This is a genomic window from Caballeronia calidae, from assembly GCF_900044055.2.
Taxonomy (GTDB): Bacteria; Pseudomonadota; Gammaproteobacteria; order Burkholderiales; family Burkholderiaceae; genus Caballeronia; species Caballeronia calidae.
Window position 1 is genome coordinate 1 of record NZ_FCOX02000021.1, and the last position, 15,393, is coordinate 15,393.

At 62.3% G+C, this 15,393-nt stretch carries 12 protein-coding genes and 2 pseudogenes; 5 read left to right on the forward strand and 9 right to left on the reverse strand.

Features of this window, described 5'->3' with window-relative positions; translation table 11 throughout:
• The 8 genes and pseudogenes from AWB78_RS19790 to AWB78_RS19825 form a co-directional block, all read right to left on the reverse strand.
• Positions 1-301 (reverse strand): annotated as a pseudogene (locus tag AWB78_RS19790) (integrase); the annotation flags it as partial.
• A 40-nt stretch (positions 302-341) separates the two neighbouring features.
• On the reverse strand, positions 342-1,517 hold the full coding sequence (locus AWB78_RS19795; RefSeq protein WP_096031814.1) for a porin: 1,176 nt from the start codon (positions 1,515-1,517) through the stop codon (positions 342-344).
• A 225-nt stretch (positions 1,518-1,742) separates the two neighbouring features.
• Entirely contained in the window at positions 1,743-2,978 is a 1,236-nt protein-coding gene (locus AWB78_RS19800; RefSeq protein WP_062607303.1) for a dienelactone hydrolase family protein, read from the reverse strand.
• A gap of 4 nt (positions 2,979-2,982) precedes the next feature.
• Entirely contained in the window at positions 2,983-3,705 is a 723-nt protein-coding gene (locus AWB78_RS19805) for an SDR family NAD(P)-dependent oxidoreductase (protein WP_062607304.1), read from the reverse strand.
• Positions 3,706-3,715: 10 nt separating this feature from the next.
• The gene (locus AWB78_RS19810) at positions 3,716-4,837 is read right to left on the reverse strand and encodes a cupin domain-containing protein (protein ID WP_062607306.1); all 1,122 of its coding nucleotides are present in this window, start codon (positions 4,835-4,837) and stop codon (positions 3,716-3,718) included.
• 129 nt (positions 4,838-4,966) lie between these two features.
• Positions 4,967-6,100 carry an aminotransferase class V-fold PLP-dependent enzyme gene (locus AWB78_RS19815; protein ID WP_062607308.1) on the reverse strand — a complete coding sequence of 378 codons (1,134 nt, stop codon included), beginning with the start codon at positions 6,098-6,100 and terminating at the stop codon, positions 4,967-4,969.
• A gap of 3 nt (positions 6,101-6,103) precedes the next feature.
• Positions 6,104-7,405: an MFS transporter gene (locus tag AWB78_RS19820; RefSeq protein ID WP_062607310.1), complete on the reverse strand. Its 1,302-nt coding sequence runs from the start codon at positions 7,403-7,405 to the stop codon at positions 6,104-6,106.
• A gap of 48 nt (positions 7,406-7,453) precedes the next feature.
• Complete coding sequence (locus AWB78_RS19825; protein ID WP_062607451.1) at positions 7,454-8,842, reverse strand: M20 family metallopeptidase; 1,389 nt, start codon at positions 8,840-8,842, stop codon at positions 7,454-7,456.
• A gap of 122 nt (positions 8,843-8,964) precedes the next feature.
• Here AWB78_RS19825 and AWB78_RS19830 point away from each other — a divergent pair, with 122 nt between their 5' ends.
• The 5 genes from AWB78_RS19830 (at position 8,965) to AWB78_RS19845 (ending at position 14,619) form a co-directional block, all read left to right on the forward strand.
• A complete protein-coding gene (locus AWB78_RS19830) occupies positions 8,965-9,870 on the forward strand; it encodes a LysR family transcriptional regulator (protein ID WP_062607312.1) in 906 nt (301 codons plus the stop codon).
• A gap of 860 nt (positions 9,871-10,730) precedes the next feature.
• Entirely contained in the window at positions 10,731-11,096 is a 366-nt protein-coding gene (locus tag AWB78_RS48390; protein WP_232477757.1) for a hypothetical protein, read from the forward strand.
• 236 nt (positions 11,097-11,332) lie between these two features.
• On the forward strand, positions 11,333-11,617 hold the full coding sequence (locus tag AWB78_RS46645) for a hypothetical protein (RefSeq protein WP_157697574.1): 285 nt from the start codon (positions 11,333-11,335) through the stop codon (positions 11,615-11,617).
• Between the two features lie 1,037 nt (positions 11,618-12,654).
• A complete protein-coding gene (locus tag AWB78_RS19840) occupies positions 12,655-13,386 on the forward strand; it encodes a YfdX family protein (RefSeq protein WP_157697575.1) in 732 nt (243 codons plus the stop codon).
• A 177-nt stretch (positions 13,387-13,563) separates the two neighbouring features.
• The gene (locus tag AWB78_RS19845) at positions 13,564-14,619 is read left to right on the forward strand and encodes a tellurite resistance/C4-dicarboxylate transporter family protein (protein ID WP_062607316.1); all 1,056 of its coding nucleotides are present in this window, start codon (positions 13,564-13,566) and stop codon (positions 14,617-14,619) included.
• Between the two features lie 507 nt (positions 14,620-15,126).
• On the opposite strand, the pseudogene AWB78_RS43635 reads toward AWB78_RS19845, so the two are convergent.
• A pseudogene (locus AWB78_RS43635) lies at positions 15,127-15,318 on the reverse strand (MFS transporter); the annotation flags it as partial.
• Positions 15,319-15,393: the final 75 nt, after the last annotated feature.

Genomic DNA, 15,393 nt, shown 5'->3' on the forward strand with positions numbered 1-15,393 from the left:
TGCCGGTGACTCGAAGCCAGTGGAGTCCGCTGGGATCGGTCTCAATCTGCCGCAGCGTCCTCCCCACGAGCTCGCCGGCCCGTAGGCCCGTCGCCACGCCGAAGTCCAACAGAAACCGCAGCCGTTGCGCCGCTGACGCGGACCACCCGTACGAATACTCCAGGCCGTCGGCGATCGCCCGAACCAGCTGCCACTCGCCTTCAGTAAAAGCGCGCGACGCATCGAGCGAAGCCGCGCGCGTCGCACCGCGAACCTTGACCCCTGAAAACGGGTTCGCCAAGATGTAGCGTTGCTCTTTCAAAGTGTCATCGGTCGCGAGTGGCGGGGGCCGCCTTTGCACGTCAGAACTTGTGACGCATGCCCAACTGAACAAACGTCTGGCGATTCGTCGATGACGCCGTCAGCGCGTTGAGCGTCGCACGGGCCGCACGTCCGGTGGAATCGGTCCCGCTTGCGAGCTGCATGCTGCTGATCACATAGACGTCCGTGCGCTTCGAGAGGTAATAATCGAGTGACAAAGACACCGTGTTGTAGCTCGACGAGCCTATCGTGCCCACGCCCGAGCCGTGTGTATAGCTATAGACGAGCTCGCTCACCAGTGCGGAAGTCCAGAAGTACGTGAGATTGAACTCGCCCGTATTGAATCTCGCCGTGCCCGTGAGTCCGAGAGGATTCGAGCCGGAAGACGTATCGCCGAGACCCTTGAACTGCACGTTGCTGTAGACGAGGCCAAACGTCGCCGCACCCAGCGCATAGCGTCCGGCCGCGGCCACTGCCTGATACGAGTGTGCCGACGCATACCCGCTATAGACCGGGCTTGCGGTCATGTTGTTGAGATTGGCGCCCGCGACGTTCGTGGGCGTGCTCGTGAAGAACGACTGGTTCGGGTTGCGCACGTTCATGTACGCTGCGCCCGCCGAGAAGTTACCGTAGTCATAGCCCGCGCCGACGGACCAGATCTGATTGCGCGAGAAGTCTCCCGCCTGGCCGCCGAAACCATATACACCACCCACCGTGAAGCCGCCGAAGCTCGGGCTCATGTATTTCACGGAGTTGTTCACGCGTTTGCTGTTGTTGAGGTTATCGAGATCACCCGGATGCGCGGTCGTGCCGCCGCCATAGTTCGCCGAGTTCATGCGCGATTCGACGAAGGTCACGAGCGAATCGTACTGACGCCCCAGCGTGAGCGCGCCATATGCGTTGCTCGACAAACCGACATACGCCTGCCGTCCAAACAGCGCGCCGCCCTGCAACGCGGTCCCTTTGCCCAGATCGAAGCCGTTCTCCAACTGGAAGATCGCCGACAGCCCGCCGCCGAGATCCTCGACGCCCTTGAAGCCCCAGCGCGAGCCTTGCATGATCCCGCTCGCGCCGCCTATCACGCGTCCGCCGCCACTGTTGCTCTGATAGTTCACACCGTAATCGATGAGCCCGTACAGCGTGACGGCGCTGACATCGGCGTGGGCGGCGCTGCAAGCAGCGAGAAGTACGGCAGCCGATAGTGTTTTGATCTTCATTGGCATGACGAAGTAATGAATGGTGAGGTTTCATCTCGTGGGGAGCGCTTGCATCGACAACTCCTTATGCACTCTACCGGCTCGCGACCGATCTAGTATTCGCAATCAATCAAGCGAGGTTTGCGAGATTCGCAATGCTTGGTACGGCAAGGCATTCGGCGCGGACAAAGGAAAAGGCGCGACGCCACAACGGGTCGTCGCGCCTCGAGAAGAGCCGTAGTCGTCTTAGTTCGGCTTGTCCACGCTGCTGGGCCAATTGCGCATCAGCGTGTTGCTCGGAAGCGTTTCGTCGATCATCTTCTTCGCTGTCTGAATACCGGCGACGGGCAAGCCGGTCGGATCGAGCACGCCTATCTGCACGAGCACCGAAGCCTGATCCCAGTAGATATGCTCGTTGTAGAGCTTGTCCCCCCGAAAGCAGACGACGGCGAGCATCGGCACCTCGAAGTACTTGCCTGTAGGCGCGAGGCCCGGCAGCAGCCAGTCGATCTCGCGATCATGCGTCGCGCAGAACACGAATTCATCGACGATGCGGTCCGCGCCGATCGTCCGCGAAAGCGGAATGAGCCGCGTGTCCGCCGGATTTGCATCGACGAAGTGATAGCGATAGAAGCGCTTCAGTTCATCGTGACCGACGCCGCCCGTCATCGTCGGGACGTGGTTCACGTAGGGCTCGGCGACCATCGTCGGCATGACGGCGTCGACGTCGCGGGTCGCGAACTCGTAGTAACAGTGGCGCTCCCATAGCGCGTTGAGATCGTGAATCGGACCGAGCGTGCGCCGTAGCAGCGAGACCGTGCGCGAGTAAGCCATCGTCGCGGCGGGCTTGTCGTAGTGCGGGCGTTCGGGCGTCGCGAACGCGTGATCGCAGCCGGGATACACGTGCGCTTCGAGCTTCGGATTCGCGGCGAACGCGGCAAGCAGGGTTTCGCGCGTCGCGGGCGGGCAGAAGGCATCGTTGCCCGCGAAGTGGAAGAGCATCGGGCAGCGGATCGACGGGATCTCGTCGACATACGCATCGAGCCCGACGCCGTAGTAGCTCACCGCGCAATCGAGTTCGAGCCGCGCCGCGGCGAGCATCGCCAGTTTGCCGCCGAGGCAATAGCCGATCGCGCCGACCTTGCCCGCCTGCATGGGCAGCGCGCGCAACGCGTCGAGCGTTGCGCCGATATCGCGCACGGCGAGGTCGATATCGAGCGCTTCGTTGAGCCCAAGCGCCTCGTTGAAATCCGCTTCGCCGTAGCCCAGCTCGACGCCCGGCCTCATGCGCCAGAACAGGTCGGGAACGAGCGCGACATAGCCTTCCTCGGCGAAGCGATCGGCCATCGCGCGCATGTAGCCGTTGATGCCGAAGATCTCCTGAAGCAGCACGATTCCCGGCCCCGAGCCTTGCGCGGGCGCGGCGTGATACGCGCGAAAGCGCTTGCCGTCGTGACTGTTTATGTCGATGTATGAACCCATGTCCTCAAGCGTCTCCTGATGGGAAAAGAAGCTGGGCCTGCGTCGCCGCACGATTCGATGCGAGCCCTTGTACGAGCTGTTGCGCCATTGTGCCGACGTAGATTTCACGCGCATCGTCGGCAAGCGCATCGAGGATGGCATCGGCAGTTTCGGCGGCATCGAGCTTGGGGCCTGCGAAATCGCGGCTCATGTCGGTATCGATCGCACCGGGCAGCGCCGCGAGCACGCGCACGCCGTGCGGCGCGAGTGCCGCGCACATCGATTCGGTGAGACGCAACGCCGCCGCCTTCGATGCGCACAGCGATCCCATCGCGGGCAGGCTCACGCGCGCGAGGATCGACAGCACGTTGATCATCGTCCCATGCGATTCCATCAGCATGGGCGCGAAGGCGCGGGCCATGCGCAAGGTGCCGAAGTAGTTCACGTCCATCTCGGCGCGCGCATCGTCCAGCGCATGCGGCGCGAGAAACGCGGACTGACGGTTCACGCCCGCGTTGTTGACGAGCAGCGTGGTATCGGCAGCAAGACGCGCGGCGTGCGTGACGCTTCCATCGTCGGTAATGTCGAGCGTGACGGGAATCACGTGCGCATCGTCGATATCGATATGTCCCGTACGCGACGCGGCATAGACCTTGCCCGCACCGCGCGCGAGCAGACGCGCGACGAACTGCGCGCCGAGCCCGCGATTCGCGCCGGAAACGAAGGCGATGGTGTGGCGATCGATCATGATCGGTTCTTCAGGCGAGTGAAAAATCGGCGGGCAGGGTCACTTCGAGCAGTTCGAGATCCGGGCTGCATCGCGTGAACGTGTAGGGCAGCTTGCCTGGAATCGCGATGCTGTCATCAGTTGCGAGGCGCCAGCGCTGTTCGCCCTGTGCCACATCGAGACTGCCCGCGAGCACGAGGAAGAAGCAGAATTCGGTGTCGTGCATGCGCGAGACTTCCTGCCCAGCGCCTTCCGCGCGCACCACGCGCACGCCCGCGAGCCCATTGGTCGCCGCGCCGATACCCGTATCCGCGACGACGAATCCCTGCGATTTCCACGGCTTCCACGCTGCATGCTTCGCGACATGCCGCACGAAGCGCTGGCCGTTGAAGTCATGTTCCGGATCGTAGAGCGGCGAGGGCAAGGTCATGTCGTGATCGGCCATCGTGATGTGCTCAGCGGGACTGCCGAGCTCGATGACCTCCGCGCCCGCCGAGCTTTCGAGCACACGATGACGGATTTCCGGTGGCTGAAGCACGCAATCGCCCGCTTCGAGAATGAACGGCTCGCCTTGTCCTTCATAGACGAGACGCACCCAGCCCTTGCGGCAGAAGATTGTCTGAAAGCGGATCTTGTGGCAGTGCACGTAGTCGGGCACGGGGCCGCCTTCGAGAATGCGGATATGCGACGCGATGAACGCGCCGCCATGCCGCTCGGGAAGCAGATCGCGATAACGCATGCCTGCGCGGCCGACGCTCCAGTGCGCGTCGTCGCCCGCGTGCGAGAGCACGAGTTGCTGGCGCGTGGGCGGAAGGATCATCGGCGGATTGGCGTGGAGAAGACGAACGACGACGCCGTTGGGCGCGACAAGTTCGCGTATTTCGCCGGGCAATTGCGCGGGATCGTCGCAGAGCACGTTCAGCGTGGTGATGCCTTCGCCGTCGCGCACGTCGAGGCCGAGCTTCAGGTTGAAGCCGTCGCGCGACAGGATGGCGGTGCGCGGCCCATCGGCGGGGAAGATCGCATCGAGCCGGAAGCCGAGTCGCGCGATGAAGAACTGCATGGTCGCGGGAAGGTCCGTGCAGTGCATCGGCACGATGAAGCCTTGCACGCCTTCGATGCGCGCGTCAGTCGTGGTGGTGGACGTGTTCATGGAAACTCGCATAGCAGTTGAAAGGGATGCGGCGGCGCGTGATGCTCACGCGCGCCGGCGGCCCAGTCAGCACACAGGCGATTCCGATACGTCGCGGCGCGCTCGAAAGAACGCGCGAGCCGCGACGCTTCATTGCGGCAGACATTGCGCGAGCCTCTCGAGTCCGGCGCGCGTCGTGCAGACGCCCGGCGAAAAGCGCAGCGTGCGGCCGCGCGAATCGACGAAGAGACCGGCCTCCTTCAGTTGCACGACGATGCTCGCGGCATCAAGATGCGCGGGCGCTTCGGCCATGATGCTCGCGCCGCGTTCGTCGTCCGCGCGCGGGGAGAGCAGGCGATAGCGCTTGTCGTCGAGCATTGCGATAAGTTCGTGGCAGAGCGAGAGATTGTGCGCGCGCACGCTGCCCGCCGGTTGCGCGCGCATCCACGACATGCCGGGCTGCGAAGCGACGAACGGAAGCACGGACGGCGTGCCCGTATCGAAGCGGCGCGCATCGGATGCATAGGAGAAGGCATCGATGTTCCAGTCGAAGGGATTCTCCTGGCTGAACCAGCCGCGCACCGCGGGCTCGACGCCGCGTGCGAGCGCATGCGGCGCGATATAGCCGAGGCCCGTGCCCGGCGCGCCGCACAACCACTTGAGCGTCGAGCCGCAGACGAAGTCGAAGGGCGTTTCGTTCAGATCGAACGGCAGGATGCCGGTGCCCTGCGTCACGTCGAGCGCGGCGAGGCTGCCGCGCCGGCGCGCCTGTTCGCACATGGCAGCGAGATTCACGCGCTTCGACGTGAGCGACGATACCCACGTGACGAGCGCGAGCGCGACGTCGCCGGTCCATGCCTCGATGAAGTCCTCGTCGCGCACGTAGTCTTCGCCTGCGCGCACGGGCACGGTGCGCAGCGTGAAGCCGCGCCGCGTGGCGAGTCCCGACAGCAGGAAGTGCAGGCTTGGGAAGCAGTCCGCTGCGACGAGCACGGTGCGATCGCGCAGCACGTCGTCGGCGAGGCCGTCGAGAAAGCGCGCGAAGGCATCGGTCACGTTCTGCGCGCCGAACACGTCGGCATCGCGTGCGCCGATCAGTGCCGCCCAGTCCGAGAAGAGGCGTGCGCGCGCGGCGAGCGCCTCGTCCCAGCGCGTGTCATCGGGTGCACACCATGTCGATGCGAAACGGGCGAGCGCATCGGTCATCGCCTCGCGATGCCCCGGATACACGCCCACGGAGTGATACATCAACCAGCCGCTGAAGTCGTTGTCAGGCATATTCATGTCTCAGATGTGCTTCACGAGCTTGAAGTGGTAGAGCGCGATGCAGCCGAGGCTCAGCACGGCGCACGCCATCAGATAGAACGCGGGGGAGAGCGGATCGTGCGTTGCGCCGATCATTGCCGTGACGAGCCATGGCGTGAAGCCGCCGAACACCATCACGCCGATGTTGTAGCTGAAGCCCAGGCCCGTGCTGCGCACGCTCGTCGGAAAGAGCGAGGACAGCACGGCGGCGAGCGGACCGAAGTAAATCGCCTTCAACGCGCCGGCGAGCACCATGATCGCCATCAGCACGGAGAGCGACGGCTTCGCCAGCAGCCACGCGAAACACGGATAGATCGTGAGCAGCGTGACGATCGCGGAGACGACCATCATGCGGCTGCGTCCGTAGCGATCGGCGAGATGGCCCATCAGCGGCGTGAACAGCATGAGGATCGTGCCAGTGACGACCGTCGCGGCGAAGCCCGTCGATGCCGGCAGGTGCAACTGGTTCACCGCGTAGGTCGGCATGTAGAGGATCATCAGATAGCTCGCGGCGGTGGACACGGCCATGATGCCCGCGGCCAGCAGGATGCGGCCCTTGCTGTGCGCGAGCAGTTCGCGCACGGGCGCATGGCGTGCGGTGGCGTGTGTGTCGTGCTCATGAGCGGGCAGGGTGTCGTCGATATGCTTGCGGATATAAAGCCCCACTGGCGCAACCAGCAGGCCGAAGATGAACGGCGCGCGCCATCCCCACGATTCGATCTGCGCCGGCGACAGCTGCGTGCTGAGCACGAGCCCCGCGCACGACGCGAGCACCGTGCTCATGCCCTGACTCGAAAACTGCCAGCTCGCGAGGAACGCCTTGCGGCGGCTCTTCTGCTCGATCATCAGCGCGGTGCCGCTGCCGAATTCTCCGCCCGTCGAGAACGAAATGAGGATGCGCGCCATCATCAGGCCGATCGGCGCGGCGAGGCCGATCTGCGCATAGGTCGGAATCACGGCGCAGATGAGCGTGCCGACGGTCGTCAGCGCGAGCGCGACGAGCAGCGCCGACTTGCGTCCGCGTCGATCCGCGTAGCGTCCGAGCAGAAGCGCGCCGAGCGGGCGGAACACGTATGAAAGACCGAAGGTGCCGAAAGTCATCAGCAAGGAGACGGTCTCGTCGTGCGCGGGGAAGAACAGCTTCGACAACGTGACGGCGAAGAAGCCGTACGCGGCGAAGTCGAACCATTCGAGCGCATTGCCGATGCTCGTCGCGATGATCAGGCGCCGCATGGGCTTCGCGCCGGCCTGCGGCGGGCTTTCCTCGATGACAGTCGAATCCATGATGATGGGGGTTCCGTGCAAAGGGTGAAATGGCGAAGCAGACGAAAGTTATCGGCTGTGCGACGCGCCGGGTTCGCCGAGATCCCAGAACACGCCGGTCATCAGTTGCAGGGCCTCGCGCATGACCGGCGCGAGCACGTGTTCGTCGGGCGCGTGCTGGCGGCAGCCGGGATACGAGTGCGGAATCCAGATGGTCGGCAGGCCAAGCGTGTCCGCGAAGCATTCGTTGGGAATCGTGCCGCCCAGGTTCGGCAACAGTGTGACGCGCTTGCCGGTCGATGCCTCGATCGAACGCTCGGTGAACGCGACCCACGGGTCGTCCGGATCGAGCCGAGTCGCGCCGCCGGACGCCTCGATCGTCACCTCGATATCTTCGAAGCCTTCGCGCGCCAGATGCGCTTCGATCAGCTCCTTCGCGCGCTTCCACTCTGTGCCGACCACGAAGCGCAACTGGCACACCGCCTCAGCGGCGGCCGGAATCGCGCTGACCGCATTGGCGACGTTGCCTGACTGCATCGCGAGCACTTCGAGCGTGTTCCACGCGAAGACGCGTTCGGCAGCCGTGAGGCCGGGTTCGCCCCAGTTCGGCGACAACGGCGGATCGCCCGCGTCCGTGCCGATTTCCAGATGCGCGACGCGCTCGCGCACCTGCGGCGGAATCGGCGGTGGCAAGAGGGCGTTGATGCGAATGCGGCCGTGACCATCGACGAGACTCGCGAGCGCGTTGGCGAGCACCGTCGCGGGATTGGCGAGCACGCCGCCCCAGTTGCCCGAATGACGCGCGCCGAACGCATTGGCGATGCGCAACCGAAAGTGCAGCGCGCCGCGCGAGCCGAGAAACACGGTGGGCGCGGGCGCACGCTGGCGCGGACCATCCGATGCGATCAGCAGATCCGCCGACAGGCGCTCGCGCAGCATCGCGCAGACGGCGTCGAGTCCCGGCGAGCCGACTTCCTCGCCCATCTCGAAGATCATCTTCGCGTTGAAGCCGAGCTCGCCGCGCTCCGCGAACACCGCCGCGAGCGCGGCGAGATTGATGGAATGCTGCGCCTTGTTGTCGGCGATGCCGCGTCCGTACCATCGTTCGCCTTCGACGCTCACGCGCCATGGCGAGCGCTCATGCGTCCAGTTGGCGTCGTCGCCGGCGACCACGTCGCCGTGGCCGTACAGCAGCACCGTAGGACGCGACGGCGATTCGATGCGATTGCCGACGAGAAACGGCGGCATGCCCGCCACAGGGTTTTCCACTATCTCGCAGGTGAATCCGAGCGACGTCAGCGACGCTTCGATTTCTTCGCCGAGATAGCGGCGCAGCACCGGCGCGGCGTCCGCGCGCTGGCTTTCGGTGGCGAGCGCGACGCGTCGGTGGAGCGTGGCGAGAAATTCGCCGCTGTCGAAGTGCGATTGGGCGAGGGCGAGCGCGCTTTGTCGGGTCATGTCGATGAAGTGATGTAAGGCGAGTGACACCAGATTAGCGCCGTGCGAGTATTCGTGTATTCGCAATCAAACAAGGTACGTTTGCGTTTTTCTCAAACCTTGCAAACCCTGGCGTCATTGTCATGCGCAAGCTGCTGGAGCCGTCGCTTTACTATTTTTCGGTCGTGGCTCAGGCCGGTTCACTGACGTCGGCGACGGAGAAGCTCGGGTTGACCGTCTCCGCGCTGAGCAGGCATATCGCCAAGCTCGAAGGCGACATCGGCGTGCCGCTGTTCGAACGCCATGCGCGCGGCATGGTTCTGTCGCATGCCGGCCGGGTGTTGCTGCGCCACGCGCAGCGCACGCTGTCGGATGCACAAGCCGCCTTCGAGGAGATTCAGGGCGAGGAGCAACGCCGCGCGCGCACGCTCACGATCGCTTGCACCGAAGGATTTGCGTTCGACTTTCTTCCCGTGTCGCTGGGCGCTTTCCGTCTCGAGCATCCGGATATCATGATTCAGCTCGAGGTGGTGTCGTCGGAGCGGGCGAGCCAGTTGCTGTTGTCGGGCGAGGCGTCGCTCGCGCTCGCATTCAGCTTCAAGCCGGAGGCGGGCGTCACCGTGCAATACACGCAGCCCGCGCCCGTCATGGCTTTGATGCACGAGACGCATCCACTCGCGAGAAAGACGAAGGTCTCACTGAAGGATCTGACCGGATATCCCGTGCTTCTCCAGGACAAGGGCACAACCAACCGGCAGCTCTTCGACATCGCGTGCAATGTCGAGAACATCGAGATTGTGCCGATGATGACGAGCCGCTACGTCGCGGCGCTGTATCGCTTCGCACTCGAGGTGCCGGAGGCAATCATGCCGTCCGGGTATGTGTCAGTTGCGAAGCGGTTGGGCGTGGACGGCATGAAGGCCAAGCCGTTCGACAACGCTCTCCTTACACAGCGCCGTCTGCAGGTGTTGACGCTTGCGGGGCGTAGTTTGGACGATCTTGCTTTGTCATGTCTCGAATGGATCATTCGCGATTTGAAGCAGGCGTGAACTTCGGATTTTACATAAGCCTAAAACGAAAAGTCGGTAGCATACCGAACGGACCTGCCCCTACTTAATCGCGCCGCTGCCCTAACACGAATGAATCTCGCTTCTACCGAGGAGACCTCTATGTATTTCGGTCGCTGCTGCTGCATCGGTGACACCATGCCTCTAGTGGCTCGAGTCCGACAACGAGACTCTCCTCGTCATATCCAACAACTCCGATGACGCGGAATGACCTCCGTCAGGCGGGGCATCGTCGTTCGGGTTTGTCATTTTAGGGTAACGAAGGGCGGTGCGAAGCACCTCCAAAAGACGTAGCACGCTAGCACGACGTCTTATGCCTTTGTGCAAGACGTGCATGTGCTGACTAAACTCAACGACGGTGCTACCCGAGTCCGCACGCGCCGGACAGCAATGCCGTGTGCGCGGCGTCGGTGCCGTAGACGCCAGGCTGTTCGATAATGCCCGCATGATTGCCCGCCTCATCCGCGATCGTCGGCACGCCGAGTGCGAGTTTTGCAACAGCGGCAGTGGATCGGCCTTGCTTTATTGCCGTTCAACTCGGCTAAATACTTTCTTCACGAAGCGGATATTGAGTCTCTACGCGGCGAGATGTGGTTGTGACCGCATGGCGCACGGGCTCGCATTGGAACCGCTCCACCGAAGCCATCTCGCGTCAGTGATCCTGAAAGTACCAAAGGACATTGACCACAACGTCTGCCTGTGCTCCAGGCGCTTTACGTCCCGCTTTTCCCTTTTCGACACCAACCGATGTTCCTTGAAACGGACGCATCGCGAATCTATCCTCGTTGACTGAAGGTGAGTCGCGCGCCATGCGCGGTTGCTGTCACTCGAAGGAGATGCGCATGCGTCGCTTACTCATTCTTGCACTCTCTCTTTTTCTAAGCGCTACTCCGCTTCATTCAGGTGCTGGAGACAAGGATGGGGACCGACAGCGAAACGACGAACACCGCGCCCTCAAGCTTTTTGATGCGCACGGGAAGCTTATTGGACGCTTGGCATCTTACGGCGGCTACGACGGTGTCTTCCTGTCGATCGACGGCGTGCTGGTCTTCGCCCAAATCACCCGCTTGAACAGCAATTTCCATGCGTACGATTCGGCAAAATTTCAATGGTTAGACTCGTTCTTGCTCCCTTACTCGAATCCTACGTGCAGCGGGTCGCCGGTCATTCTGACCGACACAGGGCCGCGGCCGTCCGTCGCCATGTGAAGAGGTGACGACGTCACACTGCTGATTGCGGGCGATACTGACTCGGCTGGCATTCAAATCGTAGCAGTCCTCGAAGGTACGAACTGCCACCCTCCCTCGGGCAGTGGACACATGCCGCCTTCCACGGCGCCCGTACCTGGATTCGCGGCCGAAACCAGCTATCCCTTAACGGCGCATTATCCCGAGCCGCTGACCATCAAGTATGAATCGCCATAGATCGGCGAAGGAGGTGCCTCATGTGTCGAGTTCTTCTTGTCCTGCTTGCTTTTTGTGCGAATGCAACCGCTGCCGACGACCGCTATCAACGGCGCCATCATGGCAACGGCGAGCCGCGCCTGCCGGTGGTGTACGACGCGCAAGGCAAAGCGGTGGGCTTCCTTGAAGTCTACTCAGGTGCCAGCGGCGTGTTCTTGAACATAGAGGGTAGGCCCGTTTTCTTGGCTTCCGTTCGGCCGGTTGCTGTAAAAGGGTGGATAGAGTCATGGCGATTGTCTCCAACTGGCAATCTCGGGGAGATGTGACTTTCAGGTCAGATGATTCCTCTGACTTCGCTCACCCTTTATTGCTCCGGTCCAAAACGACGAGATCAATCAGAAGGGTGAGTGCTTCTCCCTGTGGTCGGAGCATCGTTCATACCAGCATGGAAGTGTGATCCGTGTCGACGTGGTCGGCCACGGAAATTCAGCCAGCTCACAAGACGAGCCGACTCCGCACGAAGCGGGTCGTGCCACGACTCAATCGGTGTACGCTTCTGATCCCAACGCAGCGCTTCCTTGTGCGCGTCAAAACAGGCCGTTTCGGCATCAGACGGTTCCGTCAAAACTCGTAGTTGATCGACATGGCGCACCAGGCATTCGTCTTCGATTTGGGCCATTGGACTTCGCACCGCAGCGTCCAAGATGCGCGTATTGGTGGGCGTGCGCGGCGATAGCGCGTGCGCGGATCACTCAATCGCCTGTCGGAAGCGCAAGTTAGCAGGTCTAGGAAGCGTGCCCGTCGGCGAGGGTCCCAACAACGCGGACAACATCGGACAACACCGCTTATTCGACCAGCGGCTTTCCGACCGGCTTCGAACATCCTGCCTGCTTTCCGAGTTACCTGAGCGACGCTCAGATTGAGAACGCACACTGGTCAAGCGCGGTCGCTGACAGGTTTGGCGGAGGTTGGGGCGCGGGGAAGTCGAAACCGCGACGGTGCGGGCTCGCCGGCGTAAGTTCTCTGCAAGCATGCCGTCAACGGTTCCATGAAGCGAGTACTTGAAGCTCCGCTCGTCGCTCCGACAAGACTCTGATCATTTCAGCTGTGTCCATCCGCCTGATAGCGACAGCTGTCACCTCTCGCCGAGCTACCCCCACGGATTCGACGCGGCGCGCCAGTGCCGCGCCTCGGTCGCGCGTTGATGCGTTTTAAGCCTTCCTTAAGCGGCGCGGCCTATTTTTTAAGCGTCAGTTTGAAGCCCACGCATTGTTCAAAGCGCCGATACGATAACGCAAGGGGAATTCGAGCGTCCGCGGCGGCAGTCGAGTTTTGGGCCGCATACTTGCAGGAGGAAAAAGCCATGAAAAGGCATCAGTTTATCCCTGTCACCTGCGCATTATTTACCGCCGCTGTTTGCGGAACGACCGTGCAGGCAGCTGAGTCTCCGCGCAACGTCGCGGCGGACATGGGCAAGGTCTCGGGGAAGGGAAACGAGGCGTTCCAGCAGATCGAACTCGCGCGCCTCGCAATCTTCAACGGTCAGGGGGCGAAGGCCGCCACGCTTGTGAAAGCCGCCCAGAAATCGCTGCTGCAAGCGCAGGCGGACAATACTGCGTTTTCGGCCGCTGAAAAGGATCTGAAACTTCCGCCTTCGGCGTCCAGCATGCCGCGCAATGAACCGGACGTCGCTCGCGTTTCGCGGACCATGGTGTGGCTTCCGGTGGGCGCGGACGTCACTATCACGGACAAGCTCGCTCAGCCTTCCGGGAAATCAAGAGCCGTGGCATCAGCAAATGAGCACATCAAGCAAGGTCAGCGGGATCAGGCGCTTAACGCGTTGAAGGTCGCGAACATCAACGTCGCGTACACGATGGAACTCGTGCCGCTCAAACTGGTGATGGCCGACGTCGACGATGCTGCGAGGCTGATCTCCCGGCACAAGTACTATGAAGCCAACGACGCTCTGCACGAGGCGCTCGCGAGCGTACGGTATGACTGGGTCGATCTCGACGCCGTTCCGCAGCCGGCCTCGACCGCGCAAATGGCCGCGAAAACCGCGGACCATCCCGCTTCATCCACGAGCACGCGGTAAAGGCTCCAAAATGTGTGGTAGCTCCGGACTGCGCCCGCTGTTGAGTTGCGGGCCGGGATCCAGTCGAAGAGTTGCCGCGCGCCTGTTCAGCGATAATAGCAGCCTTGATCTGGCTGCCGCACGCTCGCCGCGAGCGGAGCGGGACATCTTTGACATGAGGCTCCCCCGGAGCGGTAAATGCCGGCGGTAAATCCGTGCGAATTCCGGCTGCAGGTATTTCCCACGACAGCCTTCGCGATGGTCATGGCGACGGGCATCGTCTCGATCGCCGCGCGACTGCTCGGCTACGACATCATTGGGTGGGTTCTTCTCGGCATCAATGCGGTGAGTTGGCCTGCATTGCTTGCTATCAATCTATGCCGTCTGTTGCTCTATCCCCGTGCGGTGCATGCCGACATCGTCGACCACGGCCGGGGACCGGGGTTTCTCACGCTCGTTGCGGCGACCGCCGCGCTCGGCAGTCAACTATCGGCGTATCGCGTCCTGCAACCCGCGGTGCCCTGGTTGCTCGGGCTCGCGGCCGCGATGTGGTTCGTGATTACCTATGCGTTTCTCAGCGCAATGACGATTGGGCAAAGAAAGCCCGGTCTGCATACCGGGCTCAACGGGACCTGGCTGCTGCTGGTCGTCGCGACCGAGTCGATTGCCGTTCTTGCGACCGCCGTGTCGCAGATGAAGGGCGACGCTACGCCACTGCTCGATTTGCTCGCACTCGGCGCATGGCTGCTCGGCGGTGTGCTGTACATGATCCTGATCACGCTGATTTTCTATCGATGGTGCTTCGTGCCAATGACGGCCGCCGACCTGACGGAGCCATGGTGGATCAACATGGGCGCGATGGCCATTACCACATTGGCGGGCAGCGACCTCATTCTGGCGGCGCATAACGTGGCGGGTTGGCCGGGCGACGACCGAGTGGTGCTTCGGATACTGACAACCGCATGCTGGGTCTTGGCGACGTTCTGGATTCCTCTGCTTGTTGCGCTCTACATCGAGAAGCACGTGATCGTTGGCGAGCCGGTTCGCTATACGGTGGCTGAATGGTCTGTCGTCTTTCCACTCGGCATGTACTCCGCCGCGACCCATCTGTACGCAGAGGCCACCGGGCTTCACGTTCTCGGCTACGTGGCTCGTGTGGCCGTACTCGTTGCCTTCGTGGCGTGGGCGCTAGCGTCGATCGGACTGCTACGCTCGACGCTGTGCTCGGCGCTGTGCTCGGTCAAGAGGAAGTGACGGCTTCTACGCAATGCCTGGCAGTGGTCTGAGGGTGGTTCGCTCAACGCCAGTTGAAGCCGCGATGGCAAACAATTCCGTCTGGAAAGTTCTTCCTGCGCCGCTTTCCACGCGGATAACAAGGCTACCCTTCAATCCTCGATCCCGCGCGCCACTGCACGGATATACGCTGCAACTGGAGCGGTACATGGTGCCGCACCTCAACTGCGGGATCATGCTGTTCGAAAACGCAGACCTGGACCGCACTGCGGGCGAGCGTCTGAATAACGCGGTGCAGTTCAACAGCGTGAGCTTCGGCGGGATTGACCTTCGGCGCCATGCATTTGTTCGGGCAGATTGTCGGCACCTCGTCGACCAATGTTGGACGCGCCTACAGCGGCAACGTCCAACATAGCTACGGACCGTCTTCCACGGCGCTGGTAGGTGCGGTGGAGGCCGTTCTACTGCCGAAGCGGCTATTTGTCGGCTGTGCGCCCTTCAGTATGTGCGTTCCCGGGATGCTCGATGAACCAAAAAGTGTGAGGCACCCAAACCGTAAGCCGCTTCACTCATGCCAAGTGCATGAACCATCTCCAGCTTTGCAAAGCCGACGTTCTGACCGTCGATGAATGCGATCAAAAACATAACGACAAGAAGCGGCATGAGTCGCCATGCCATCTTTCCCATAACTTGTTGTTCTGACAAAGTTGATTGATGCATACAGTCTCCTGAAATACCTGGGCGAATGGAGGCCTACGCGGGGATTGCGCGAGCGTCCAGTTCCTTGATTAGCTT